Raw genomic sequence first — 495 nt, forward strand, 5'->3', positions numbered from 1 at the left:
TGGTCGTGCTGCAAGTTGGTCGTAGCCGTCCCGTGTACACGTCCTGACACGACGAAACCCCCGCCATGGCAGGGGTTGACGAGCATTAGCCCAGCTAGGAAAGTGTGTCATAGCGCAGGGCTTCCCCTGTATAAACTGCCACATGACACACTTAAAGGTAGGAAAGTGACTAACGCCACACCGGCATCTCCACCAGACGGAGCCCTCATCGCAGGACTCTACGCCCGTATCTCGAACGACCGCGAAGGTAGACCGGCGGCATCAGAACCGAGTACGTGAGCGGGCCTAATGACGCCGACGGAGACATCACCTTCCTGCCGGGCGAGGTGAAAGTCTGGCGCAATCGCGGCTCCAATGACCGGGGCACCCTGTACGCCGGCGGCATCAGAACCGAGTACGTGAGCGGGCCTAATGACGCCGACGGAGACATCACCTTCCTGCCGGGCGAGGTGAAAGTCTGGCGCAATCGCGGCTCCAATGACCGGGGCACCCTGT

General features: G+C 61.0%; 1 protein-coding gene. It reads left to right on the forward strand.

Features of this window, described 5'->3' with window-relative positions; all coding sequences use genetic code 11:
• Positions 1 to 275: 275 nt before the first annotated feature.
• The coding region (locus tag ABN273_RS59340) for a hypothetical protein (protein WP_349458616.1) at positions 276 to 495 on the forward strand (220 nt) is incomplete at its 3' end.

Source organism: Nonomuraea sp. B19D2, assembly GCF_040137845.1.
GTDB lineage: Bacteria > Actinomycetota > Actinomycetes > Streptosporangiales > Streptosporangiaceae > Nonomuraea.